Annotated in this window: 19 protein-coding genes and 1 pseudogene; 7 read left to right on the forward strand and 13 right to left on the reverse strand. The window is 52.1% G+C overall.

Annotation, left to right across the window (positions count from 1 at the left end; translation table 11 throughout):
• Positions 1-8: 8 nt before the first annotated feature.
• Positions 9-584, reverse strand: coding sequence for a Maf family nucleotide pyrophosphatase (locus ABV298_RS21510; protein ID WP_353723224.1), 576 nt, complete (start codon positions 582-584; stop codon positions 9-11).
• Between the two features lie 261 nt (positions 585-845).
• On the opposite strand from ABV298_RS21510, the gene ABV298_RS21515 reads away from it, so the two are divergent.
• Together ABV298_RS21515 and ABV298_RS21520 are read left to right on the forward strand one after the other, a co-directional pair.
• Positions 846-1,304 (forward strand): MarR family transcriptional regulator, encoded by a 459-nt coding sequence (locus ABV298_RS21515; RefSeq protein WP_353718221.1) that lies wholly within the window; start codon positions 846-848, stop codon positions 1,302-1,304.
• A 41-nt stretch (positions 1,305-1,345) separates the two neighbouring features.
• Entirely contained in the window at positions 1,346-1,954 is a 609-nt protein-coding gene (locus ABV298_RS21520) for a YceI family protein (RefSeq protein ID WP_353718222.1), read from the forward strand.
• An 86-nt stretch (positions 1,955-2,040) separates the two neighbouring features.
• On the opposite strand, the gene ABV298_RS21525 is transcribed toward ABV298_RS21520, so the two are convergent.
• Entirely contained in the window at positions 2,041-2,490 is a 450-nt protein-coding gene (locus tag ABV298_RS21525; protein WP_353718223.1) for a type I restriction enzyme HsdR N-terminal domain-containing protein, read from the reverse strand.
• 50 nt (positions 2,491-2,540) lie between these two features.
• On the opposite strand from ABV298_RS21525, the pseudogene ABV298_RS21530 reads away from it, so the two are divergent.
• The 4 genes and pseudogenes from ABV298_RS21530 to ABV298_RS21545 all read left to right on the forward strand — a co-directional run bounded on the left by ABV298_RS21530 (position 2,541) and on the right by ABV298_RS21545 (position 5,701).
• Positions 2,541-3,315, forward strand: a pseudogene (locus ABV298_RS21530) (AMP nucleosidase).
• Positions 3,316-3,398: 83 nt separating this feature from the next.
• A complete protein-coding gene (locus ABV298_RS21535; RefSeq protein WP_353718224.1) occupies positions 3,399-3,770 on the forward strand; it encodes a globin in 372 nt (123 codons plus the stop codon).
• A gap of 233 nt (positions 3,771-4,003) precedes the next feature.
• A complete protein-coding gene (locus ABV298_RS21540) occupies positions 4,004-5,419 on the forward strand; it encodes an HD domain-containing protein (protein WP_353718225.1) in 1,416 nt (471 codons plus the stop codon).
• A gap of 84 nt (positions 5,420-5,503) precedes the next feature.
• Complete coding sequence (locus ABV298_RS21545; RefSeq protein ID WP_015811882.1) at positions 5,504-5,701, forward strand: hypothetical protein; 198 nt, start codon at positions 5,504-5,506, stop codon at positions 5,699-5,701.
• Here the strand turns inward: ABV298_RS21545 and ABV298_RS21550 are convergent.
• Positions 5,691-6,977, reverse strand: coding sequence for a DUF2851 family protein (locus tag ABV298_RS21550; protein WP_353718226.1), 1,287 nt, complete (start codon positions 6,975-6,977; stop codon positions 5,691-5,693). The two genes, ABV298_RS21545 and ABV298_RS21550, sit on opposite strands and share 11 nt — an antisense overlap.
• 124 nt (positions 6,978-7,101) lie before the next feature.
• Here ABV298_RS21550 and mtgA point away from each other — a divergent pair, with 124 nt between their 5' ends.
• Positions 7,102-7,788, forward strand: coding sequence for a monofunctional biosynthetic peptidoglycan transglycosylase (mtgA, locus tag ABV298_RS21555; RefSeq protein ID WP_353718227.1), 687 nt, complete (start codon positions 7,102-7,104; stop codon positions 7,786-7,788).
• Positions 7,789-7,871: 83 nt separating this feature from the next.
• Here the strand turns inward: mtgA and ABV298_RS21560 are convergent, their stop codons facing one another.
• The 10 genes from ABV298_RS21560 to ABV298_RS21605 all read right to left on the reverse strand — a co-directional run bounded on the left by ABV298_RS21560 (position 7,872) and on the right by ABV298_RS21605 (position 21,234).
• Positions 7,872-9,281: an amidohydrolase family protein gene (locus ABV298_RS21560; protein ID WP_353718228.1), complete on the reverse strand. Its 1,410-nt coding sequence runs from the start codon at positions 9,279-9,281 to the stop codon at positions 7,872-7,874.
• A gap of 18 nt (positions 9,282-9,299) precedes the next feature.
• Complete coding sequence (locus ABV298_RS21565; RefSeq protein WP_353718229.1) at positions 9,300-9,971, reverse strand: DUF4369 domain-containing protein; 672 nt, start codon at positions 9,969-9,971, stop codon at positions 9,300-9,302.
• 130 nt (positions 9,972-10,101) lie between these two features.
• Positions 10,102-10,944, reverse strand: a complete 843-nt coding sequence (locus ABV298_RS21570) for an endonuclease/exonuclease/phosphatase family protein (protein WP_353718230.1) — start codon at positions 10,942-10,944, stop codon at positions 10,102-10,104.
• 119 nt (positions 10,945-11,063) lie between these two features.
• Entirely contained in the window at positions 11,064-11,303 is a 240-nt protein-coding gene (locus ABV298_RS21575) for a RagB/SusD family nutrient uptake outer membrane protein (protein WP_353718231.1), read from the reverse strand.
• The gene (locus ABV298_RS21580) at positions 11,267-12,664 is read right to left on the reverse strand and encodes a RagB/SusD family nutrient uptake outer membrane protein (protein WP_353718232.1); all 1,398 of its coding nucleotides are present in this window, start codon (positions 12,662-12,664) and stop codon (positions 11,267-11,269) included. The genes ABV298_RS21575 and ABV298_RS21580 overlap by 37 nt, the downstream gene beginning before the upstream one ends.
• A gap of 27 nt (positions 12,665-12,691) precedes the next feature.
• Complete coding sequence (locus ABV298_RS21585; protein ID WP_353718233.1) at positions 12,692-16,135, reverse strand: TonB-dependent receptor; 3,444 nt, start codon at positions 16,133-16,135, stop codon at positions 12,692-12,694.
• A gap of 197 nt (positions 16,136-16,332) precedes the next feature.
• On the reverse strand, positions 16,333-17,412 hold the full coding sequence (locus tag ABV298_RS21590; protein ID WP_353718234.1) for a FecR domain-containing protein: 1,080 nt from the start codon (positions 17,410-17,412) through the stop codon (positions 16,333-16,335).
• 88 nt (positions 17,413-17,500) lie between these two features.
• Positions 17,501-18,082: a sigma-70 family RNA polymerase sigma factor gene (locus ABV298_RS21595; RefSeq protein WP_353718235.1), complete on the reverse strand. Its 582-nt coding sequence runs from the start codon at positions 18,080-18,082 to the stop codon at positions 17,501-17,503.
• A gap of 148 nt (positions 18,083-18,230) precedes the next feature.
• A complete protein-coding gene (locus tag ABV298_RS21600) occupies positions 18,231-19,460 on the reverse strand; it encodes a metallophosphoesterase family protein (RefSeq protein WP_353718236.1) in 1,230 nt (409 codons plus the stop codon).
• A 34-nt stretch (positions 19,461-19,494) separates the two neighbouring features.
• Positions 19,495-21,234: a RagB/SusD family nutrient uptake outer membrane protein gene (locus ABV298_RS21605; protein ID WP_353718237.1), complete on the reverse strand. Its 1,740-nt coding sequence runs from the start codon at positions 21,232-21,234 to the stop codon at positions 19,495-19,497.
• Positions 21,235-21,248 lie beyond the last annotated feature (14 nt).

The following is a 21,248-nucleotide window of genomic DNA, read 5'->3' on the forward strand; positions in this document are numbered from 1 at the left end:
ACGGAACGTTAGCGGAAATGCGGTTTCAATATCTGGTAAACGATATGGACAGGCAAGCCCATGATCGTATAAAACGAGCCTTCGATCTTTTCAATGCCAATCATCCCGATCCATTCCTGAATACCATAGGAGCCGGCTTTATCGAAGGGTTTATACTCGTCAATATAGTGGTTGATTTCCCAATCTTCCAAGTTGCGGAAGTAAACTTCTGCGGCGTCGGCGACGGTTTCGATAGTGCCGTCGGACAGCAAACTTATCGCCGTCACCACCTTATGGCTTCTGCCTGAGAGCATTTTGATCATCCGGAATGCGTCGGGGGCGTCCGCCGGTTTACCCAAAATATGGTGGTCGGCGATTACCACCGTGTCGGCAGTGAGTACCAGCGAGTCGGAGCGGATGCTATGGAACTGCCCGGCCTTTTCCCTTGAAATATGGCCTGCTACTTGCCCGGCAGGCAGATCGGACGGGTAACTTTCATCGGTAGGAAGCACTTCGATGGTGAATGTGAAGCCGGCTTCTTGCAATAACTGTTTTCTTCTTGGAGAGTTGGAAGCGAGGATCAGGGGTTTTTGGAGTTCGATCATGTTGGGTGGCTGTCGCTGGGCAGGTGTGGTCAGGATTTTGGTCATTGATTGTCAGGTGTTGTCATTGATTGTCAGATATTGTCATTGATTGTTAACTATTGTTTATGGCTTAATTTGCTTGACGTAAATTAGTTGTGTCGGGTCTCGGTGAAACTGGTAAAATTTCTGAAAATATTTTTCTTCCGACTGAACTATTCTTGCGCTAATAAATGTTTCTACATTAAATGTATATACATATTATTACATTGAACAAAACTGGCTATGTCTATTGAAACTGATATAAAGCAGAAAAAATTTCGGAGCCCGTACCAAAAATTGGCGTTAAATCTGGTGTATACCACCAAATGGCTCGAATATAAGCAGCTTGAATCATTCAAGGAACACGACATTACGCCACAGCAATATAACGTGCTGAGGATATTGAGGGGACAACAAGGCAATCCGATCAAGGTGAGCGACATTACCGAGCGCATGCTCGACAAAAGTTCCAACACATCCCGGCTCGTCGATAAGCTGCTGGCGAAGAACCTGGCAAAACGGACTTCATGTGAAAGCGACCGTCGTGCCGTGGATGTCGTGATTACCGAAGAAGGGCTCGAACTGCTGAAAGTACTCGATCCGTTTATCGAGGACTGGGAGAACCGGTTCAATATTATTTCCGAGGAAGAGGCCGAGCAGATCAGCGCATTGCTCGATAAGCTCCGCGAAGAACACAATTAACACAAATCCATAAATCAATTTAATTTTTAATCAAAACTACAATGAAATCAATTAAATTTTTTGTCGCGTCTCTTGCCGTAGCATTGTTTGTATCTTCTTCTGTTTCAGCGGACACTGATAAAAAGGCAACCAGTCTGAAAGTGAACACCGCGAAAAGCGAGCTGACCTGGCTGGGTAAAAAAGTTACTGGCGAGCACACAGGTAAAATCTCCCTGAAAGAAGGAACGATCATCCTCGACGGCGCAAAACTGACCGGCGGTAAATTCGTTGCCGACCTGAATAGCATCACTTGTACGGACCTTACCGACAAAGAATACAACGGCAAACTGATCGGTCACCTGAAATCCGACGACTTCTTCGGCGTCGAGAAACATCCGACAGCAACTTTCGTGGTAACAAAAGCTACACCGAAAGCTACCGGCGTTTATGATGTCACCGGCGACCTGACTATCAAAGGTATTACCAAGCCTGTTACTTTCCCCGTGACTGTTAAAACTACCGCATCCGGCGCGGAAGCTACCGGTAAACTGGTTGTTGACCGTTCGAAATACGACATTAAATACAACTCGAAGTCATTCTTCGATAACCTCGGCGACAAAATGATCCACGACGATTTCTCTATCGACGTGAAACTGGTTGCTGCGAAATAATTACCGCCGGCGGTTGCAACCGCCCTGCATTTTGTATGACCTGAATGTTGAAAGGACCTGCCCGTTTCGGGTGGGTTTCTTTTTTGTCATTGGTTAAAATCGCGGTATTTAGGAAAATCGTCCATGAAATGTATCTGTCCGTTCACTGCCTGGAAGCAGTAATGCGCCATTCCGTTGGTAACGGCCAGGTATTGGGGTTGTAATGTGAAATTATAGCGGCTGATCTGGGCAAAAGTAGCGTCCGTTACACGTACGAACGGCGCCTTGCATTCCACCAGCAGGAACGGCAATGCATTGTTGGAAAGCACCATGATGTCGGTACGCTTGGCGAGTGTATTGTATTGCAGGCCGGTTTCTACCGCAAAAAGCGATTTGGGGTAACCATAATGTGTGATGAGCAAATGGATGAAATGCTGGCGCACCCATTCCTCCGGCGTGAGCGTGACGAATTTCCTGCGGATAATATCGAAAATATGCGGTTTCCCGTTAACCTGCTTAACTTTGTGGGCGAATCCGGGAAGGTTCAATGATTCCATGAACGAAGATAATCAACCCGGGTTGCCTCGCCAACAAACCTGCTGAATTCATGACCACCAAAGAACAGATCGTCGAAAACTGGCTCCCGCGCTACACCGGAACGCCGGTCGAAGAGTTTGGAAGTTACATCCTGCTCACCAACTTCGGAAATTATGTGACCATGTTTGCCGAGAAGTTCGGGGTGGAAGTTCGCGGAACGGGCCAGGCCATGCAAACTGCCACTGCCAAGGATATTACGATCATCAACTTCGGAATGGGAAGCCCCATGGCGGCAACGGTAATGGATTTATTATCAGCCATCAACCCCAAAGCGGTGCTGTTTTTAGGTAAATGCGGAGGGTTGAAAAAAACACAGGTCGGCGACCTCATCCTTCCCATTGCGGCGATACGCGGCGAAGGTACCAGCGACGATTATATGCCGCCGGAAATCCCTGCATTGCCTTCCTTCCGCTTACAAAGCACCGTTTCCGCTGCCATCAAAAAGCATAAGCTCGACTACTGGACCGGCACCGTTTACACCACTAACCGCCGTATCTGGGAGCACGACGACGAGTTCAAGGAATACCTTCGCGCCGTCCGCGCCATGGCCATCGATATGGAAACCGCGACGATATTCATCGTAGGGTTTGCGAATTCCATCCCGCACGGAGCATTGCTGCTGGTTTCGGACAACCCATTGGTGCCCGAAGGCGTCAAAACCGAAGAGAGCGATAAAAAAAGTGACCGCGAGCTACGTAAAGCAGCACCTTGAAATAGGCATCGACGCCCTGACTGAACTCGCGCGCTCCGGGGAATCGGTAAAGCATTTGCGGTTCGAAAACTGACAATAGTCATTCCTGCTGCGGGAACCTCCGCCGGCAGGTTCGCAGTTTTAATTCCGGCGGCATTGAATCCGGCCGGTTATTTTATGGAACATCAGTCATTATACGAGCGCATCGGCGGCGACGCGACGCTCCGGCAGCTCACCGATAAATTTTACGACCTGGTATTCGGGCACGAGCTCATTTCGAGGCTTTTTAAAACCGATAAAGACCTTATCAAGGAAAAGCAGCGTCTTTTCCTCACGCAATTCCTCGGCGGCCCGCAGCTTTATTCGGAGGTTTACGGACATCCTATGATGCGCGCCCGCCACATGCCGCACACCATCACCGAAGACGATGCCGTAGCCTGGCTGCAATGCATGGCCAGTGCCGTGGAGTCGCTGCCGCTGAGCAAAGAATTGAAGGACGAGCTGTTTGACAGGTTTCCCCGGACGGCGTTTTTTATGGTGAATAGCTAGAAACGTTATTCTACAAGGTGTTACCTTCCTGATATTCCGACGTCTAAATGATGTTCTGTTCTGCGGAACATCGTATTTTAGTAAACAGAATATCCATGAGGGTTTTTGTAAAGCGCACACTACGGCAGTTTTGAGAGAAATATCCTGATTCGGAGGTATCTTTTGAAATGGTTCATGTGACATGGATGCAGCCCACCGCTTCATGTCGAACAAGAATTCCCTACCTTTGCGGCATGAATTTCAAAGAGCAATTGACACCATACCCGGTTCTGGAAATAGTTGCCGCGGCCGCGAAAGAGCTGGGTGTGGAGGCTTATATTATCGGTGGGTTCGTTAGAGATCTGATACTCAAACGAAACAGCAAGGATATCGACATCGTCTCTATCGGCAGCGGCATCGAGCTGGCCGAAATGGTGGCTGCACGGCTTGGAAAGGATGTTTTTGTGAGTGTTTTCAAAAATTTCGGTACTGCGCAGATCCGGCAGGGCGATCTTGAAATCGAATTCGTAGGCGCCCGCAAAGAATCTTATCGCTCGGAGTCGCGTAAGCCGGCCGTGGAAGACGGTACGCTCGCCGACGACCAAAACCGCCGCGATTTTACCATCAATGCGATGGGAATCAGCCTTAATGCCGGCACTTTCGGGGAGCTGATCGACCCGTTCGACGGGATGAGCGATCTCCGAAAGAAAATTATCCGCACGCCGCTCGACCCGGAAATTACATTTTCGGACGATCCGTTGCGCATGATGCGTGCGATCCGGTTCGCGAGTCAGCTTAATTTCGATATCGAGCCCGACACTTTCGAAGCGATCGTTAACATGAAAGACCGCATCGGCATTGTGTCGATGGAACGGATCTCCGATGAATTGAATAAAATTATCCTTTCCAAAACCCCTTCCTACGGTTTCAAATTACTCTATCATGCTGGCCTTCTCGCGATCATTTTTCCGGAAATGGTGGAATTGCAGGGCGTGGAGCATATCGAAGGCAAGGGGCATAAGGACAATTTTTACCATACATTACAAGTGCTGGATAACGTTTCGCAGGTTTCCGACGACCTTTGGCTACGCTGGGCGGCGATCTTGCACGACATCGCAAAACCCGCGACTAAAAAATTCGATAAGCGTAACGGCTGGTCGTTCCATAACCATGAGGAAGTAGGCTCGCGCATGGTGCCGGTCATTTTCCGGCGAATGAAACTGCCGCTGAACGAAAAAATGCGGTTTGTGAAAAAGCTGGTCAGGTTGCATCTGCGTCCGATCGTGCTTTCGAAAGACGAAATCACCGATTCGGCCATGCGGCGCCTGCTCGTAGAGGCCGGAGAGGATATCGAAGCGCTGATGAACCTGTGCAGGGCGGATATTACATCCAAGAACCCGGAAAAAGTAAGGCGCTTCATCAGCAATTTCGACCTGGTCGAACAGAAGCTCAAAGACCTCGAAGAGCGCGACAAGCTCCGCAATTTCCAACCGGTCATCACGGGGGAAATGATCATGGAGGCTTTCGGCCTGAAGCCCGCGCGCGAGGTGGGTATTATCAAAGAAGCGGTGCGGGAAGCGATTCTGGAAGGCATTATTCCCAACGAGTACGAGCCGGCTTTTGCATTCATGATCCGCGAAGGGGAAAAAATGGGACTGAAACGAACCTAAGGCACATTTTTTGTTGGGCAGCCGTCGTTGACAATCCTTATTTGATATTTTTGCGAACTTTTAATCTCCTCATAGACACATTTCATGGAAAACGCCCAGTTTAAACGTTTTTTCGGTTCGCTGCTCACTATTTTGGGAATAGCGGTGCTGCTTTTTGCCTGCGTCGCCTTCCTGTCGGACAAGCCCGTGTTGGGACTCACGGTTTCCAAATGGGAATCGATCGTACCTTTTCTGGTGGGCACCGTGTTCCTGCTGACGGGTGTGAACCTGGTTAAGGGTTAGGTTCCCTCACCAGGGCCGCGCCTACGGGGCATTCGAGGCATTGCCTGGGCGTGCAATAATTGTTGAACCATTCGATCAACGCCTGGGAATCTGCGGCTGTTTTTACCCGCATTCCCAGCGAAGCCCACTCGCGCGTGATACGGTTGTCCTCGGCCGGGATTTCGGAAAGCCAGTAAATCGCCTTGTCGAGGAGTTCAGGTTGCTGCCTTTGTTTGGAATAGGCCACCAGCAATGGCACCGCGGCGTTCACGATCAGCAAATGCGCGGCATCCGTTCCCAAGGGGGGAACCTGCGCCCTGGATTTCTTGCCGAATGTATAATGCTCCCGCCAGTAGGCCGATTGCCCGATCCTGAACAGCGCCCGTACCTCGTCGAAATGATCGGAAATCACAATCCGGTTCAAAAAGCCGCCGGTATTGGACAGTAGTTTCGCGAATTGCGCCAGCCTGACGGTCGGGAAACCAGCCGGCCGTAAGCGTGCGAACCTCCATTCATGAGGCTGCATCACATTATCCAGTAATCTGTACTTGGCACCAAGGAACCGGAACTCCTGTTGAAGCTGCCGTGCGTAGATGTCTTCTGAGTCGTCGGGGACCAGTCCGGCGCAGCCAAACAGCAGCGCCTCTATTTGCAGCAACCGTTCTGTATGCTTGCGGATAACTTTCCATGGAATAATACGAGTCAGCCGTTGAAAAGGCGCATCGTTGAGCTTAAACCCGAAATGCCGCCCAAGCCATTGGTAGCCGGTTTGCTCCCAGTCCTGCCCGTTTGTTTCCAGTAGCTGTTGAACTTCCGACGCTTTGCGTTCGAGCCTTTCGAGCAGCGCGCGGTCGAGCATGGCATATTTGCGAATGTGGTCTACGGTGGCAAACTGCCGGTGGCATGGTACCGCTTCTTTTTCGTCGAGCAAGCGTCGGTATCTTTCCAGTATGGATGCTTTCACAAGCCCGTTCAATGTCAGTGTGGGTACAGGCGTGCCGTCGTGCCTGATTACCTCACGGTCATTTTCCCAAACCACATGCAGAACAACGCCGTCGTATGCGCCATTTTGCTCGTGTTCATGGAAATACCAGTCCGAGGCCTTCACATGCAGCTCGATGCTTCCAACCCACAGCACGCCGTCGATCAGGACCCGGGCTTCGGAAAAATCGGGGCCGGCATCGGCGTTTTTGTGGCCCGGCCGGATAATGGAGAGCGACAAATTTTCGTCGGTATGCAATGCTTTCTTTTCGAAATACTGAAAGCGCCAGATAAAACTGAGGAGATCTTCATTCATAAGCGGCGTCAATGAAAAAATTGGCGATTAAGGCACCTAATTCTTTGCCTAAACCTGATTAGTTTCTGTTCTTTGTACGCTGTTTTTATTACTTGGTTTCTATTTGTAGAAGTAAAAAATTTTTATGCTCCGCCGTCTGCAATTTATTGCGCTCAGAATCCTCCTCGCTTTTTTTGTAATTTCGATCGTTTGGGTGGTGATTTTGAGGTTTTTGCCGATCTGGGTTACACCTTATATGATTTCGAGAAAGATCGATGCATTCAGGGCCGGAGAAGACACGGAGATTTACCACGACTGGGAGCCCTACGAAAACATTTCCAAAGAAGCAGCCCTGGCGGTGGTCGCTTCCGAAGACCAGAATTTTCCCAATCACTGGGGATTTGATTTCGATCAGATTTATAATGCCATGACCGAGGACCGCAAGCGTGCCCGCGGTGCCAGCACTATTTCGCAGCAGGTCGCTAAAAATGTTTTCCTCTGGCACGGCCGCAGTTACATTCGTAAAGGTCTCGAGGCTTACTTTACAGTCCTGATCGAGGTGTTATGGAGCAAGGAGCGTATTCTGGAAGTGTATTTGAATGTAGCTGAAATGGGAAAAATGACCTTCGGGGTCGAAGCAGCCTCACTGCGTTATTACAACAAATCCGCCAGGCGCCTTACACGCTATGAAGCTGCCCGTATTGCCGCGGTATTACCCAATCCGATCCGTTTCTCCATCAAAAATCCGTCTGCGTATGTGAACAAGCGTACCAATCAGATCGTCCGGCAAATGCGGTATCTGGGAGGGCAGAAGTACCTGGCTGATTTGTAGTTGATATACCTTGATAACGCCTCGGGTTTCCCCGGTGCCATCCGGCTGCGGGGCGCCGGCCCGAATGCCTGAAACAATGTGAATTATTCGGCCTGTTTAACCCAAACCCCATTCAGCATCACCTTGCTGACGTTGCGGGTAACCGAGATGTTTTTCAAAGGATCTCCCTTAATGAGGACGAGGTCGGCCTGTTTCCCTTTTTCAATGCTGCCCAGGCGATCGTCGATCCGGAAGAAACGCGCATTTTGAAGCGTAGCCGCGGAAATCACCTCTGCCGGGCTTAGCCCGCTGTCGACCAGCAGCTCCATTTCCCGCTGAAAAGCCCATCCGGTTTCGGCGTAAGGGATCATCGAATGCGAGCCCACTACTATCCTCGCCCCGGCCCGGTGCAATTTGCCGGTTATTTTCTTCATTTTGATGAACCCTTCCAAACGGGCGGTGTCGAACGGCTGACCGGCAGCTGCCTGGTATTCGAATGCGCCGAGGGTTGGGCTTACGAATGTGCCCCTGTTTCTTAAAAAAATACCCAGGGAGTCGGTCATCGGGTCGTCGGGATCGATATTTTTCCAAACTTCGTAACGGCCTTGTTTCCGGGCATTATTATCGGCCATAACCATCTGGCGGTATTTCTCGCCTTCGATTTGCGGCACGAGCGACAGTCCGAACGAGGTGATATGCTCAACGCCGTCCAACCCGGCCTCGATGGCCTCCCTGGCCTCGGTTGTTTCCAGATGCGCCGTTACCGGCAAACCGCGTGCATGGGCAGCTTTGCAAACCTCGCGGATGATGGCGGGAGGCAGCCGATAATACACTTTGATCACCGAAGCTCCCCGGTCGGCCAGGCGATTGACCTCCCGCACCGCTTCGTCGGCGTCCCTGACCACGTACGCATCGCGCGGGTAGGCAGGCGGGAACATGTCCAGATGCGGGCCTGCGAGGAACAGGCGAGGAACCGGCTGGCCGCTGTTTCTTTCGCCGTCATACATTTCGATCCACGCGCCCGGGTCGCGGAGCGAGGTGACGCCGTTTTGCAGAAACCGGGCAGGCAAGCCGTGGACGCCGTCGAGATGAAAATGGGAATCGATGAACCCGGGCAGGAGCGTAAGACCGGCTGCATTCACTATTTGCGCATCGCCGGGTATTCCAATGTCGCCCCTTTTTCCTACGGCGGTTATCGTCCCGTTGCTAACGATCACGCAGCCATCGGCAACAGCCGGCCGGCCGGTTCCGTCGACGACCGTCGCCCCGGTTATGGCGAATATTCCCTGTTTTGAAACGATTTCCTTTTGATTGATTTCTCTGATGCGGGCCAGGCCTCCGGTGCCGTCAGTTTCTCTGCCACATCCGGCAAAACCGGCTGCGAGAAGTACGAAAGCAAACTGGCAGACAGCGGGCGGAAAGAGGTCCCGTAGCTTCACTATCATCCGTTTGGGGAATATCTTAAATTTTCCGTGACGGGTAAAACTGAATGTGATGGCGGCATGGAATCGCATGTGGGTCACTGATTTAAATCACTTCCTTACAACTGCCCGGTTCCGGTCTTTCAAAAAACGATAGTTTCGGTGAGAAGCCAGCGATGGGTCGAGCTTTTCAAATAGTCCCCTGCCTTTGAGTGCAAACCAATTGACTTTCAGCAGGTACAAGCTGACATACGATTTAGGATGGGCAGCGATAAAACCGGCCATCTCGTCCCAGTGTTTCTCACGTTCGGCCGCTTGCCGCCCGACCCAGTACCGGACACTATCGGGCAGATTTCGTTTTCTGGCACTCGCCTCTGCGGCTATACACGCATCCAGGCGTTCGTCCGACGGAATTTGGATCAGTGTTTCGTATTGTCGCCATTCCTCGTTGCTTTTGGAACGGCTTACGGTCGACTTTGCCAGATTGGAGGTATCCAGCCGTATTTCCGTGCCCGGGTCGAAAAAAAATGTCAAAGCGCCTTTTTTTTGTGATACCTGGAATTGATAGAGATCCGGCAGCATGTCGGCATCCATGTGGAGATGTGTGGTATCAAAACCCAGCCTGATCGAATGCACCACCGCCGCGAATCCTTTCTCCCGCGTCAGTAAAATGGCTTTCCTGTCATTCCAGGCTTTGGGGGCGATGATCTTGATTTTGACGCTTTGCGTCGAAGATCCGGCCAGCGGAATGAGCGCCAGAAGAAGCAGGAGCGATTTGAACATCGGGAGCGGAAGTGTTTCGTAACGGCTTCTAATTTAGCATTTATATACAAAACAAAGGCAGCCGGCCATCAACGATCGAATTTCTTTCAAATCGCCAAAAGCCGACTGCCGATAGCTATTAGCCGAAGTTTTATTTAATCTCCACCTTTACCAGCACAGGCTGATGATCGGACGGATAGCGTTGTTCTTTCGAGTCGGTCAGTACGCCGTATTTCAGCACATTCACATTTTTACTTACAAAAATATAATCGATCCGGGTCTTCATTGCCGCGTCGAATTTGAAGCTATTGAATGTGCCTTCCGGGCCGTAAGGGGGTTGTTTGGTTACATTGTGGGTGTCGTTCAGCAATTCGCTGATGGTTTTAATCTGTTCGGTGTCGGGTGTCGAGTTGAAATCGCCGGTGAGGATGGTTGTAGCATTACCTGCGATTTCCTTGATTTTTTTCACCATCAGGTATCCCGACTGCCTGCGTGCTTCCACGCCCTGGTGGTCGAAATGCACATTGAAGAAGAAGAACTTCTTTTTCGTATTCAGATCCTCGAATTGAGCCCATGAGCAAATGCGGTTACAGCACTTGGCGTCCCAGCCGAGTCCCGGTTTGTCCGGCGTTTCGCTGAGCCAGAAATCCCCCGATTTCAGCAGTTTGAACCGGTCTTTCCGGTAAAAAATAGCCGAATGCTCGCCGCCCTCCTTGCCGTCGTCGCGACCTTTTCCGTAGTATGCGAATTCGGTGAGTTCGGCAACGTCCTTCAATTGGCCGACGAGCGCTTCCTGCACGCCGAAAATGTCGAATTCGTGAAAACGGATCAGTCCTTTTACATTTTCCTTACGGTTGGGCCAGGCATTCACGCCGTCGTTAGGGGTGTTGTAGCGAAGGTTGTAGGAAGCTACGTTGATAGTTGCGGTTTTTTGTGCAAATGAAGCCGTTGTGACCGACAGCATTGCCAATAGGTAAAGGGCAAATTTTTTCATTGGGTATGAATGATGATTGATAAACTATAAAACAAAAGACCCCGAAGGGTCTCCTGTTTTCAAATCAAAAATATGCGATTAATGTTAACTCATGATGAAAAATCGCGGTGCCGAACGTTTTACCAGCCTGGCGTTTGTCTGTAAGCGCCGTTGCTGCGCGAAATTTCGTCCGGGTTCATTGGCCAGGCCATGTGTTTCGCCGCATCGAATTTACGGGCAGGCCATATCTCCTGGATTTTGTAAGCTGATTTCGGGTCGGTTTTATTGTCATGGATACGGCCGTGGAGCGGCATATTGATTTTGTCGTAATCACCCCAGCGTTTCAGGTCGGCGAAACGGTCGGTCCATTCGCAGGCCAAAGCTCGACACGCCGTTCGTGTTTAAGGTCCGCCAAAGTAGGCGATGCGATGGGTGCCAGCCCGACGCGGGCGCGGATTTCGTTCAATGGCCCCGCTGCTTCCGTATTTTTACCCTGTTTGATCAAGGCCTCCGCTTTGAAAAGCAGGATTTCGGCATAGCGCATCAGCGGCAGGTTAAGGCGCGTCGACGGGCCGTCGCCGTTCTGGTTGATCATCGTGTTGCTGCCGGCGTCTTCATTGCTGCCGTAGCTGTAAGGTTCCATGTATTTGCGGATTTGAAAGCCCGAGAGGCTGTTGGTGGAGAAATACGCCCGCTCTTTGCCGAAATACGTGAATTTATCGCCGAATTTCAGGATCGTCACCTCGCGGCGCGGGTCTTTGGCTTCGTATTCTTCATACAATTCTTCCGTAGGCTGGAAATAGCCCCAGCCATTGAACACACCCCAGCCTTTGTTTTCCAATGCCACACCCGGGAAGATCGAACCGCCCTGGATACCGGAATTCACCGACCAGATGTATTCGCTGCTCCAGTTGTTTTCGATCGTGAACACCGCCTGGTAATTCGCGGCCGGCGTGGCTTTGCCTGTTATGAGTGCGCGGGCGCCTTCGTTTTTGATCTTATCAGCCAATTCGGGAATCAGCGCCCATTTGGAGGCATCGTATTGCGCCCAATAGGCGTAGGTTTTGACCATATAGCCCCATGCCGCCGCCTTATGCGCGCGACCCTGGTCGCCCGGGCCGTAGGTTTGGAATAACGGAAGCAGATCGGCGGCTTTTTGTAAATCGCCGATGATCTGTGCGTAGTTGTCGGTTACGGAGGGAAGTTGCGGCGGGATGCGTTTGCCGAATTCCGGATTCTCCGGACCGTCGAACGGAACGCCGAGATCTTTGTGCCCCCATGAATAGGCAAGCCAGAAATGGGCGAATCCACGGATAAAATAAGCCTCACCCAGCGCGCGGTTCCTGACCGCATCCGAAACGCCGGTGGCTGTTTGCACGCCCTGGATTACCTGATTGGCCTTGTTCAGCATCCAGTATACATCGTTCCAGCAGTTGGCTATGGAACCTTCGCGACCGGTTATATTGAAGTTTTTGATATTATCGCTCTCGGCACGCACGCGGCCGGTCACGACGTCGTCGCTCGCATTCTGCATCCAGAAGAGGTTCCTTCCCCAGGTGTTTTCATAGCCCATCGGCGCGTACATGGCGGCTACGGCTTTGTTTACATCTTCGTCGCTTTTCCAGAAGAACGCCGTGGTGGGCGAACCGTTCGGTTTGGTGTCTACCCAGCTTTCGGTACATGCGGATGCGCCAACAGCCATAACAATGGCGAGACCCGCATTTTTTATGATATCTTTCATGAGTCTTTGTTTGGTCGAATTTGGGTGTTAGAATTTGAGCTTCACGCCGGCCGAATAAACCCTGGCGACAGGATATTGGCCGCCGTCGAGGCCCGGTGCGGTATAGCGGCCGTCGATCAGCTGGCTGCCGATCTCGGGGTCCATGCCCGAGTATTTGGTGAATGTCAGCAGGTTGTCGCCGCTCACGTACACGCGCAGGCTGGGTTTGCCGGGTTTGCTTTTGAATGTGTAACCGACGATCAGGTTTTTCAAACGCAGGTAGTTTCCGTTTTCCAGATACCAGTCCGAATTGGTGGAAAAATTTTTGTTGGGATCGTTCGCCCTGATTTTGGGAATATCCGAACCGGTATTGGTTTCCGACCATGCGTCGAGGATTTTGTCCCAGCGGTTGTAACCCTGCTCGGCACCATTCAATGTCGATTGTTTGAACGCATTGAAGAGCTTAACGCCGCCGACCCCCTGGAAGAAGATGCTGAAATCGAAGTTTTTCCAGTTTGCATTCGCAGTAATACCATAGGTGATTTTCGGGAATGCATTGCCCATGTACACGCGGTCGCCGTCGTCGATTTTGCCGTCGCCGTTTTCGTCCACAAATTTCAGGTCGCCTGCCTTTGCATTAGGCTGGATACGTTCGCCGGTAGGGCCTACATACGCCGCGGCGGCTTCGTCCGATTGGAAGATACCCGCGTTCTTAATGAGCCAGTAGGAGAAATAAGGCTGGCCAACCGTCGAGCGGAATGGCACCAGGATGCTTCTCCACGCGTCGCCGTGCGTCCAGACCGAGTTCGGGTTCTCGTCGATGTAGTCGACGCGGTTTTTGAGCGTGGCGAAGTTACCGCCGATCTCGTAGCCGAACTCGCCGATATTATCCCGCCAGTTTGCCGCAAATTCGAAACCGGTATTGCGGATTTTGCCCTGGTTGATAAAGGGTGCGCCGTAGCCGTTGGTATTCGTCCATTCGGTATCCTGTTGCTTGATAAGATCGTAGGTCAGTTTGTTGAAATAGTCTGCCGTGATAGTCAGTTTTTCTTTCAGGAGGCTGATATCCAGACCGAAGTCGGTTTGCTGGGAAGTTTCCCAGGACAGTTCGGGGTTGAACCTCGAGGCGACATACAAGCCGTTGCTGATAGGCGCTCCGTTGCCGATCTGGTAGGTGCTGTTGGGCGTAAGATTGGGATAACCGTAATATCTGCCAATGGAACCAATATTGCCGATCCGGCCCCAGCTCGCGCGAAGTTTCAGCAGATCAAGGCCTTTTACATTAAAGAATGGCTCGGAGCTCAGTTTCCAGGCACCGGTAAATCCCGGATAACCTTTCGCACGATAACCCTGGGCAAGGCGGCCGGCAATATCGTAACGATAGCTGGCGGTTACGAAATAACGGTCGGCCCAGCTGTATGAAAGGCGACCGACGTACGACGCATTACGGTCTTTCCATTCGTCGTCCGTTGGCCTGTTCTGATCAAAAATGGATGCATTGACGAAGAACTGCGCCCAGTCGGCTTCGTTCTCGAAACCCCTGGCAGCGATGCCGAAGTTACGGTTGCCATTTTCCTGCGCGGTCATAGATAGCATCGCTCCCACATTGTGGCGGCCGAACACGCGGGAGTAATTGGCTGTATTTTCCCATATCCAGTGGTAGCCGCGATTGGTGGCGTAGGAGAGGGTGTTCTGGTTGTTCGGTTTGCCGGGTTCGGTCCTTTTCGGTTCGAAGTTCTTCCAGAGCGAGCTGTTCTGCCGGTAGCTGAAACGCGTCAGGAAGCTAAGGCCGGGAATGATGTCGGAATACCCCAGTTCGGTAACCGATTGCATATCATTGCTTTTATTAAATGGACGGTTGCGGAGCAGCGTGCCTACCGGGCTGATCGCATCGCCGTGAATACCCAGGTATTGTGAGTCGCGAGGGCCTACACCGCCAAAGCTGCCGTCTTCATAGTAAGGGACCGCGGAACGGGGCATGTAGATGGCCGAAAGCACAGTGCCGCTGTAACCACTCGTGGTTTCGGTGCCGCGGTTATCGTTGTTATTGTAAAAAAGCTCCTGCCGGAGTTTGATCTTGTCGGTGAACTTGTACATCGCATTGAAGCGGACCGACAAATTTTGCGCATAAGTGTTGATCAGCGTGCCTTCGTCGCGCTCGTAACGGCCTTGCAAAAGGGTTGAAAACTTGTCGGTACCCGCATTGAAGCTCAGATTATGGCGCTGAATGAGTCCGGTGCGGAAGATTTCGTCGATCCAGTCGGTGCGGGTTACCTGTGCATAAGGATTTTTAGTCGCGTCCCAGCCGTCGAGCGGTGCGAGGCCCGCGTTGGTATAAGCCAGATTGGACACCTTCGCTTCGTCCTGGGCAGTAAGTGATTGCGGCAGTTTCCAGGCCTGCTTCATTCCCACGAAACCACTATACTCGACGCTCGGCTTGCCCTGTGCGGCCTGGCGGGTCGTAATGAGGATTACCCCGGCAGATCCCGAAAACGCGCCATAGATCGCCGCCGAGGCCGCATCTTTCAAAACCGTGATGGATTCGATGTCGGCCGGGTTGTAGGGCGCGTTGGGCACGCCGTCGACGACGTATAGCACGCTTTCAGTACCGCGCGAACCGGTGCCCCGGATGGTGACATTGGGGGTCTGATTCGGGTGGCCGCCGTTGCTGATCGCCGTTACGCCCGCCACTTTGCCCTGAATCATGCTGCCGACGTTCAACACCGGCCGGTTTTTGATCTGGTCCATATCCGGAACCGTAGCTACCGCCGCCGACAAGTCGGATTTCTTGGCTGTTCCGTAACCGATCACCACCACTTCCTGCAATGATTTGGTATCCGAAAGTAAAGTCACATCGAGTTCCGACAGGTTTCCAACGTTTACCTCCTGGGCGATATAACCCACAAAACTGAAAATCAGCTGTGCGTCGCCATTCGGGATTTCTATTTCAAATGTTCCGTCTGCTTCCGTTGAGGTACCGCGCTGGGTGCCTTTTACGACGACGCTCACACCGGGCAGCGGCTCTTTGGTGTCGGCGGCGGTCACCTTTCCGCGGATTACGCGGTCTGCGGGACCGTCATTACCGAAAAAGTCCGGCAGGCTGGCATCATGGTCGTCGGACGGGTCCCTGGACTGCTTGCGGTTGAGGATAATATATTCCCTGGAAACCGAATAGCGGATATTCAGAGGCATGAGCAATTGGTCGAGAACGGCCGATAAACGCTGGTTTTCGGCCGTGATGCTCACTTTCTGGTTGCGCACCAGCGAAGGCACGTAGGAAAAACGCACGCCGGTCGATTTTTCGAGCGTGGTAAGTACCTGCCGCAGCTCCTGCCGTTCGGCTTTGAGCGTTACCGGGCGTTGCAGCAGCTCCTGGGCCAGACCATTGCTGGCAATCGACAGGCTGCTGAATAGCAGGGTCAGTAAAAATGGTATGCATGCAATTTTCATCACAGTCACCAGGTACGTTAGTGGTCGACTACATTTTTTCATAAATTGGAATGGTTTTGATGAATTCTGGACAAAGCCCTCCCGTGCTCCGATTTTGACGGAACTGTCCTTCTGTCTGAAATGAACCGGGAGAATCAGGCCGGTAATGCTGCAATCATTGCCGGCTTTTTAATGAATCTGGGGTCAACGTTTTGCCATAAAGTGGAGGGGGTTGGTTTTGGGTGAAAGGAACAACGTGGTTATTCGCAGCCTGGTCCCGTGATAACGACCTGTCCGTCGGTTACCTGGTAACTTGCTTCGATGGTAGAGCAGATAATTCCTAACTTGTCAAAAAAAGGCTCGTCGCGCAATGCTACGCGCAGGTAGCAGTTTTCGAGCTTTGTGGAGTCGTACAAAATGGGTATCCCGTAGGTTTCCTGTAATAATTTGAACACTTCCCCCACCGGCTGGTTATCGAACGTAAAATCGGGCCTGGTAGCGGGAGACGCGATGGCGACCGGATTGCCCGTTATGCTACGGGCCATGACCGGCCGCTGAGCAGTGAACACGATTCGCTGATTGGGAGTCAACAGCATTTCATTCACCGGTTCGCTACCCGCAAGGTCCCTGGCCTGCATTACCGCCACCTTTCCCGTACGGACAATCACTTCCACGCGCTCGGCAGAGGATTTAATGGTAAAACTCGTTCCTACCACCCGAGTGACGAGGTCGTTGGCATATACGAAAAACGGGTTGGCTTTATTTTTTTTTACTTCGAAAAAGGCTTCCCCGGTCAGATAAACTTCTCTTTTATGTTGACGGGTAAAAACCGGCGCATAGCTCACCGCCGCCTCCGGCATGAGCCTGATGCGGCTGCCGTCGGGCAAGTCGAGCGTCATAGGGGTTTTGCCCCGGTTCACCACCTCTTTCAATGGCACCCGCGAGGCGGAAACATAGCGTTTATACGTAAAACGGTTGTTCGAAAACAGCCCGTCGCCGGACATTGCCCAACCGATTCCCGCGAGTATCAGCACCGCTGCCGCGGCATACCACCAGCGCATTCGAACAATGCGGGCCTTTCTGGCAGGTATCGTCCGCACCGACTCGTTCAGGATGCGGTTCACTTCGTGGTCGAGCTCTTCATGCGTGAGTTCGCTGGGTTGTTTTTCCCAGGTGAGGATCAGTTCGGCAGCCTGGTCCATCAGCAATGCCTTTTCGGGGTATTCCGAGCGCAGCTTGGCCCAGAAGAAATCGTTACGCGGCTGGCCGTTTTTAACCCACAACCGGAAATCGTCGTCAGTAAGGAAATCTTCCAGGTTGTAATGGTAAAAAGGATGCATCGGTCGTGAATGATGGTGTTCTGAAAGTATAATCCCGTACGACCGTCAGGATCATGGAAGAATGCGGGAAAATTTTCGAAAAAATTGATTAATGCCCTTCCACGAGGAAAAGGAGCAGCAGCCCCGCAAGCAAAAGCCATTTCTCGCGGAACATTTTCAGGCTCTCGTACAGCAGATTGGCTGTCGCCGGGCGCGAAATATTGAGGATTTCCGCAATGCGTTCGTTGGGAAGGTCCTGGTAAAATTTTAAATGGATGATCTCCTGTTGCCGGGGTGTAAGCGACCGGATAATGTGCCGGATGCGGGACAATTTTTCGGCCGCGGACTCGGTGAGGATAAGTTCGCTTTCGATGGAGTTGGCCGTTTCATGGAAATCCTCCGGCGCGTGTTCCATCGTCAGGAAAATCCCGGACTTGCCGCTGTCTTTAAAGATCCGGTTACGGAGGCTGGTGAGCAGGTAAGGCTTGATCTGATCGGTTTTGCCCAGAAACGCCCGGCGTTCCCACAAATGCAGGAAGAGGTCGTGGACAATGTCTTTCAACTGATCGCGATCGGTGACGAAGCGCCTGCCGTAATCGAACAATGGCCGGTAATAACTGCGCAGGAGTTGTTCGAAGGCAAGCGGGTCGCCTTCCCTGAACTTCTGCCAAAGTACCGGGTCCTGTTCCACTGAAAATGGGTTACGTGCAAAAGCAAATGTACCATTTTTATCAATTGGCAAAAATCGGGGGTAGGCGGGGCCGGTTTATTTAACGTTGGGATAATATTTTATCCAAAAAACGGCAGCAAATCTGCCGACTTGCTGCCGTCCGAACGGGTCACTTGTTTTTCTTCGGAATCAGGAATTTGCCGACGAGCTCGCCGTCGTCACGGATCATCTTCAGGTCCAGGTGCTTACGGGTCGCATGGAGCTTGATGAGCGTTCGTTTGCCTTCCAGCGGGCCGCCGCCGATGACGATCGGCCAGTTATGGTCGGCGTCGGGCTCGTGCGTCATGTAACGGTGCGTGTGCCCGGAAATCTGAAGGTCGATTTTAGCCCGGTTCAAAACCGGCCCGAACAAAGCGCGGCAATGCATCGTGCCATGCCAGTCGCCGGAATGGTAAGGTGAAATGTGGATCAATACCACCCGGAAATCGGCTTTTTTGAATTCCGGCGATTCTATTTCCTTTTCAAGCCATTTCTTCTGCACCTCGCGGTAACGGTCGAATGCCGATAAACCGCCGTACTCCACACTGTCGTCCGTTTTGTCCTCTCCTGAATCCAGCACCACAAACCGGACCGGCCCGCGGGTGAATGCGAAGTAATATTTGTTATCGGGATAAGCGTAATACCCGGGAATGTGCCGCGAGAAGCTCCCGCGGCATTCGTGGTTGCCTTGCGTGAGCAGAAAGGGGAACTCCGTCGCGAAAATATCGACCGACGGCTTGATCAGGTGATCGACCATTTGCTGCTCTTCGGTCACCCAGTCGAAGCAATCGCCGTTGAAGACCACGAAATCGTAATCTTTGGTATTACCCGTATAACCATGGCGGTACAAAAGCTGGGGGATGATCTGGGGGCGGTCGTGGATGTCGTTGAACACTACCATTTTGAACTCGTCCTCACTCTGGCCCCAGGTTTTGAAACCATACATCGGGCTGGAAATCGTTTCACCGAATTCTACTTTGGAACCTTTGTAACCCAGTACTTCGGTGGACACGATCTTGTACTTGTGCTCGGTACCGGGTGTCAGGTTGGTCAGCGTGATCTTGTTGATCCGGTTGTTCGCCTCAATAAGTCCGTTGTTGTAGCCAAACTCGCGCTTGCTGGTATAAGTACCCGCACCGTATTCGACCCAACTGAAACAGTTCTTGTGGGTGATCCACATGATCGTGACCTCGTTGGGGCCCATATTCTGTAAATAAGGGCCGGCTACGAAATGGTTTTTCTCCTCGGCGATGGGCGAAGCTTCGGCCGCACGGGCTGCCTGCGAACCGGCGAGGGGCAACAAACTCAGTGTCCCGATCCGGGACATTTTCTCCAAAAACGACCTTCTGTCTGAAAGCATAGAAATTAAGGGTTAGGAATAGTCGGACAAGGCATTATTCCCAGTTAGGGTTTTGTGTCAGGTTGGGGTTCAACAGGCGCTCCTGCTTGGCAATAGGGTAAAGGTAATCCCGGTTCTCGATGAATTTCTTGGTAATATGGCCATTGACGACAATGTTGCCGCCTTTTACGCCATTTTCAAGCACGATGTCGCTGCCCAGTTTCAGCAACTGAGCACCTTTGATGTCGGGTTTCGTGCCCTCGTAAATCACCACGTCGATCGTTCCGCTCTTATCGAGGTCGTATTGGCCCGGTCCAGGGAAATACATGCCTTTGAATTGCTTCGTCAAAGCCTGTCCTTCTTTCCAGCGGATAATATCGTCCCAGCGGAAATAGTTTTCCATCACCAGCTCGATGCGGCGTTCCCGGCGGATTTCGAGGATCACGCCCAGGTTTTTACCACTGATCTGTGTGTATTGCGCGGCCTGGTACGGATCTGGGTTTGCGTTGGCCTGTTCCATATTGATGTTCGGCATTCCCACGCGGTCGCGGGTGAGCTTGGTCGAAATGTCGAGGTCTGCCTGGGTCAGCGTGCCTTTTTCGGCTTTGGCCTCGGCATAGTTCAGCAGCACTTCGGCATAGCGGAAGATCGGCATGTCGGTAATGTCCTTATTGAAAGTATCCCACTTCGGAGCCGATACGAATTTGATCAGCTGGTAACCCGTTACGGTGGCGCCGAATTCCGGCACGAGCTGGGCCGTTTCGCCGATGCGCGTATATCCCGGCGTGCGGATGGTCTGCGTAAGGCGGGGATCGCGGTTCTGGACTTCTTCGAAGAACTGCATGGTTTCGTAACCTTTCTTGTCGGTAAACCGCGAGCCGTCGGCCATCAGGTAGCTGTTCACCAGCTTCTTTTCCAGACCCGGGCGGCCATATGAAGCCGTCATCGTGTAATAGTTGAGGTTATGATAAACCTGCAATTCGTCGCTGAAATCGCGCGCCAGGATGATTTCATCGGCAATCGCATTGTCGGCCGAGAAAAGTTTCAGGTAAGCTGTGGACGGCGTGGCCTTGTAGATGGTGTAACCGCTGTTTTTCATCAGCTCTTCCGAAGCGGAAATACATGCATCGAGGAATTTGTCGGCATCGGGCAGGTTAAATTCCGGGTGGTATTTGCGGAAAGTACCTTCATACAATGCCATGCGCGATTTGAGTGCCAACGCGGTCCATTTCGTGACGGTGTTTACCTGACGGCTGGCATCGAGATTGGCGATCGCGTAGTCGATGTCCGCCATGACGGAGTCCATTACAAGCGTGCGCGGGTCGCGGGCCTTGGTGAGCAACTCCTGATCTTCCAGTTCGATGGTGGTCGAATACCAGGGCACATCGCCGAAGCGCTTCACCTTTTTGAAATAAAAATAAGCGCGGAAGAAGCGGGCAAGGCCATTGTATTTGGCGACGGCCTTTTTATCGGGGCATTTACCCGAGTTTGCCAGGAAGTAGTTGATATTGCGCAAATCGGTCCAACGCCAGCCATTCGCGTCGGTTTCGGTAGCCGGTACCACGCGGGTTCCCTGTAACTCGTCGCGCAAGCTGGTTTTAACAATATTATCGACGTCCTCGTTGTACACGTCCTCGGCGCCGGGCAATGCATTGTAGAAGGAGTTGGTGTACAGCAGGAGGTCGTTCTCAGTATTGAAGAATGTCTCCGGCGAAATCGCGTCCTGCGGAAGCTGTTCCAGGTCACAGGCTGTAAGACCTGCGGCTATGGCTATAATGCTAAGTATTTTTTTCATCGGTATGGATGCCT

It is taken from the genome of Dyadobacter sp. 676 (genome assembly GCF_040448675.1).
Lineage (GTDB): Bacteria > Bacteroidota > Bacteroidia > Cytophagales > Spirosomataceae > Dyadobacter.

What these genes read in the sequence shown, in the direction of transcription:
- ABV298_RS21510 (WP_353723224.1), bottom strand. Translation starts at nt 584, where the DNA reads ATGATCGAACTCCAAAAACCCCTGATCCTCGCTTCCAACTCTCCAAGA.
- ABV298_RS21515 (WP_353718221.1), top strand. Translation starts at nt 846, where the DNA reads ATGTCTATTGAAACTGATATAAAGCAGAAAAAATTTCGGAGCCCGTAC.
- ABV298_RS21520 (WP_353718222.1), top strand. Translation starts at nt 1,346, where the DNA reads ATGAAATCAATTAAATTTTTTGTCGCGTCTCTTGCCGTAGCATTGTTT.
- ABV298_RS21525 (WP_353718223.1), bottom strand. Translation starts at nt 2,490, where the DNA reads ATGGAATCATTGAACCTTCCCGGATTCGCCCACAAAGTTAAGCAGGTT.
- ABV298_RS21535 (WP_353718224.1), top strand. Translation starts at nt 3,399, where the DNA reads ATGGAACATCAGTCATTATACGAGCGCATCGGCGGCGACGCGACGCTC.
- ABV298_RS21540 (WP_353718225.1), top strand. Translation starts at nt 4,004, where the DNA reads ATGAATTTCAAAGAGCAATTGACACCATACCCGGTTCTGGAAATAGTT.
- ABV298_RS21545 (WP_015811882.1), top strand. Translation starts at nt 5,504, where the DNA reads ATGGAAAACGCCCAGTTTAAACGTTTTTTCGGTTCGCTGCTCACTATT.
- ABV298_RS21550 (WP_353718226.1), bottom strand. Translation starts at nt 6,977, where the DNA reads ATGAATGAAGATCTCCTCAGTTTTATCTGGCGCTTTCAGTATTTCGAA.
- mtgA (WP_353718227.1), top strand. Translation starts at nt 7,102, where the DNA reads ATGCTCCGCCGTCTGCAATTTATTGCGCTCAGAATCCTCCTCGCTTTT.
- ABV298_RS21560 (WP_353718228.1), bottom strand. Translation starts at nt 9,281, where the DNA reads ATGCGATTCCATGCCGCCATCACATTCAGTTTTACCCGTCACGGAAAA.
- ABV298_RS21565 (WP_353718229.1), bottom strand. Translation starts at nt 9,971, where the DNA reads ATGTTCAAATCGCTCCTGCTTCTTCTGGCGCTCATTCCGCTGGCCGGA.
- ABV298_RS21570 (WP_353718230.1), bottom strand. Translation starts at nt 10,944, where the DNA reads ATGAAAAAATTTGCCCTTTACCTATTGGCAATGCTGTCGGTCACAACG.
- ABV298_RS21580 (WP_353718232.1), bottom strand. Translation starts at nt 12,664, where the DNA reads ATGAAAGATATCATAAAAAATGCGGGTCTCGCCATTGTTATGGCTGTT.
- ABV298_RS21585 (WP_353718233.1), bottom strand. Translation starts at nt 16,135, where the DNA reads ATGAAAAAATGTAGTCGACCACTAACGTACCTGGTGACTGTGATGAAA.
- ABV298_RS21590 (WP_353718234.1), bottom strand. Translation starts at nt 17,412, where the DNA reads ATGCATCCTTTTTACCATTACAACCTGGAAGATTTCCTTACTGACGAC.
- ABV298_RS21600 (WP_353718236.1), bottom strand. Translation starts at nt 19,460, where the DNA reads ATGCTTTCAGACAGAAGGTCGTTTTTGGAGAAAATGTCCCGGATCGGG.
- ABV298_RS21605 (WP_353718237.1), bottom strand. Translation starts at nt 21,234, where the DNA reads ATGAAAAAAATACTTAGCATTATAGCCATAGCCGCAGGTCTTACAGCC.